Below are 2,983 nucleotides of genomic sequence, written 5' to 3' on the forward strand. Positions count from 1 at the left end.
CGCCGGTCGGCGGCAGGAACGGGCGCAGCCGGTACGCCAGGTACAGGTTGCCGAAGATGAACGCCCCGATGATCAGGCCGACCACCGCGCCCAGCGTGGTGGACCGTGCCCGGGGCGGCGGGAGGTCGGGCCGGCGCTAGAGCGTCAGCGTCCAGCTGTTGAGGTAGCCGACGTCGTTGGCCGCGGCGTCCTGGACCCGCAGGTTCCAGGTGCCGTTGCGGACCTCGCTCGACGCGTTGACCGTGTAGGTCTGGTTGATGTTGTCGGCGCTGCCGCCGCTGCGGTTGTGCAGCGTGTACACCGAGCCGTCCGGCGCGACGAGGCTGACCACCAGGTCGCCGATGTACGTGTGCACGATCTGCACGGCGACGGTGGAGGTCGACGACGCGTTGCCGGTGCAGCCCGCGATGGCGATCGGGCTGTTGACGGTGGTGTTGTCGGCGATGGTCACGTCGGTGCCGTTGGTGCCGCTGCACGGCGGCGGGGTGGAGCCGCCCAGGTTCAGCGTCCAGCTGTTGATGTATCCGACGTCGGACGGGCCGGCGTCCTGCACCCGCAGCTTCCACGTGCCGTTGGCGGCCTCGCTCGACAGGTTGACGGTGAACGTCTGGTCGATGTTGTCCGCGCTGCCGCCGGTGCGGTTGCGCAGCGTGTACGCCGAGCCGTCCGGCGCGATCAGGCTGACGACCAGGTCACCGACGTACGTGTGCACGATGTGGACCTCGACCGTGCTGCCGGTGCCCGCGTTGCCGGAGCACCCGGTGATCGTGATGTTCGACTCGACGGTGCCCTGGTCGACGATGGTGACGTCGGTCGGGTTGGTCGCCGAGCAGCCCGGCGGCCCGGCCACCGACAGCGCGTACGTGGTGGTGCGCGTCGCGGAGCTGCCCGTGCCGGTGACCGTCACCGTGTACGTGCCGGCCGGTGTGCTCGCGCTGGTGGCGATGGTCATCGTCGACGAGCCGCCCGAGGTGACGGTGGCCGGGCTGAACGTCGCGGTGGCCCCGCTGGGCAGGCCGGACGCGGACAGGGCGACCGACTGGGCGCTGCCGCTGGTGACCGTGGTGCCGATGGTCGAGCTCACCGAGCCGCCCGCCGACGTGCTGCCCGACGCCGGGCTGGCCGACATCGAGAAGTCGTTGCCGGTCGGGGTGCCCACCGCCAGCGTCCACAGCGCGTACGCCGCCGCGTCGGCGGCCCGGTTGAGCACCGTGTCGCTGATGTTGCTCGGGAACGTGTCGCAGGAGGCGTGGTAGCAGGGGTCGTAGTCGCCGGTGGTGCCGCCCCACTTGGCCACCTGGGCCGAGGTCTTGTTCGCGCTGGCGCCCGCGGCGATGCCGGAGGTCTGGATGCCGGCGGCGTTGAACGACGCGTCGTCGGAGCGCCCGGCGCCCTCGACGTTCTCCTCCGGGGCCAGGCCCGGGAAGTTCGCGTCGTAGTAGGCCTTGATGGTCTGGCCGAGACTGCTGCTGATCCGGTTGATGAAGTAGCCGCCGTTGGTGGAGGCGACCATGTCGAAGTTCAGGTAACCGGTGATCTTCGCGCGCTCGGTGGAGGGCAGCGAGTTGACGTAGAACTCCGAGCCGTTGAGGCCCTGCTCCTCGTCGGTCCACCAGCCGAACCGCACGTGCTTGAGCATCGTCGGGTTCTGCTGGGCGAGCACGAGTGCGAGTTCCAGCAGCATGGTGGAGCCGGAGGCGTTGTCGTTGATGCCCGCACCGGCGGAGACGCCGTCGAGGTGGGCGCCCAGCATGAGCACCTGGTTGGCGTTGCCGCCCGGCCAGTCCGCGATGACGTTCGGCCCCGCGCCGCTGGTGCAGCCCGAGGTGCACGGCTGCTTGACGACGCTGTAACCCGCGGCCACCAGCCGGTCGTAGACGTAGTTCACCGACGCGGTGTAGCCGGCGGTGTTGGCGCGCCGGTTGCCGCCGTTGCTGGTGGCGATGTTCTGGAACTGCTGCAGGTGGGTGCGGATGTTGGTGAGCGAGATGTCGGGCGGGGCGAGCGCGCCCGCGGGGGACTGGACGGCCACGGCACCGGTCAGGGCCATGGCCAGGACGAGAATGCCGCGGACGATGGGTTTGCTTCTCACGCCGTACTCCTCGGGGTTCGGGGCGCCGGGGTTGCCGGTCCCGAGGAGGATATGCCAGCGCGTAGATAGATTTGAATAGGTGACTGCCGACACGCGCGGGAGGGCCGCGCGCCCACGCCGTAGGCTGGCCCGCGTGGATCACCTGGGCGGCACCGTGGCGGCGGCGCTCGCGCTGTTCGCGGGCACCAACGTCGACGACCTGATCGTGCTCACCGTGCTGTTCCTCAGCGGCCGCGCCACCGGCCGCCCGCGGCCGTGGCAGATCTGGACCGGCCAGTACGCGGGCATCGCGGCGCTGGTCGCCGCGTCGGCGGCGGTCGCCGCCGGGCTGGCCGTGGTGCCCGACCGCTGGGTGGGCCTGCTCGGCCTGGTCCCGCTGGCGCTGGGCGTGACCGCGCTGGTGCGCTCGCTGCGCGCCCGTGCCGGCGGCGCCGAGCCGCCCGCCGTGGCGACCGGTGCCCTGGCCGTGGCGGGGGTGACCATCGCCAACGGCGCCGACAACATCGCCGTCTACACGCCGGTGTTCCGGACCGTCGGCGTGACCGACAGCCTGGTCACCATCGCGGTGTTCGCGGTGCTCGTCGCGGTCTGGTGCCTGGCCGCGACCTGGCTCGGCTCGCATCCGCGCGTCGTCGGCGCCATCGAGCGCTGGGGCCACTGGCTGGTCCCGGCCGTGTTCATCGTCATCGGCCTGGTCATCCTCGCCGGCACGCCGCTGTTCCCCTGGTGACGCCTGGGGCACCGCCCGCGACGGAGAAGGCGCCGTGTCGCTTTGCTCTGCACACATATACGCACCCAGTCCCGCGGTGCGATGCCGGACGAGCCGAAGACCGGCGGCGGCTGCCGTACCGACCTGGTGCCGGCCCCCTGGCAGGCGATGCTCGACGCCGA

The 2,983-nt window shown here is 71.5% G+C and carries 2 protein-coding genes; one reads left to right on the plus strand and one right to left on the minus strand.

All coding sequences use genetic code 11. From position 1 onward, the window contains the following. Positions 1–136: 136 nt before the first annotated feature. Positions 137–2,050: a proprotein convertase P-domain-containing protein gene (locus AB0J67_RS40300; RefSeq protein ID WP_363490970.1), complete on the minus strand. Its 1,914-nt coding sequence runs from the start codon at positions 2,048–2,050 to the stop codon at positions 137–139. 175 nt (positions 2,051–2,225) lie between these two features. Here AB0J67_RS40300 and AB0J67_RS40305 point away from each other — a divergent pair, with 175 nt between their 5' ends. Then, a complete protein-coding gene (locus tag AB0J67_RS40305) occupies positions 2,226–2,822 on the plus strand; it encodes a cadmium resistance transporter (protein ID WP_363490968.1) in 597 nt (198 codons plus the stop codon). Positions 2,823–2,983: the final 161 nt, after the last annotated feature.

This window comes from Catellatospora sp. NPDC049609 (assembly GCF_040675365.1).
In the GTDB taxonomy this organism is placed as follows: Bacteria; Actinomycetota; Actinomycetes; order Mycobacteriales; family Micromonosporaceae; genus Catellatospora.

What these genes read in the sequence shown, in the direction of transcription:
- AB0J67_RS40300 (WP_363490970.1), bottom strand. Translation starts at nt 2,050, where the DNA reads ATGGCCCTGACCGGTGCCGTGGCCGTCCAGTCCCCCGCGGGCGCGCTC.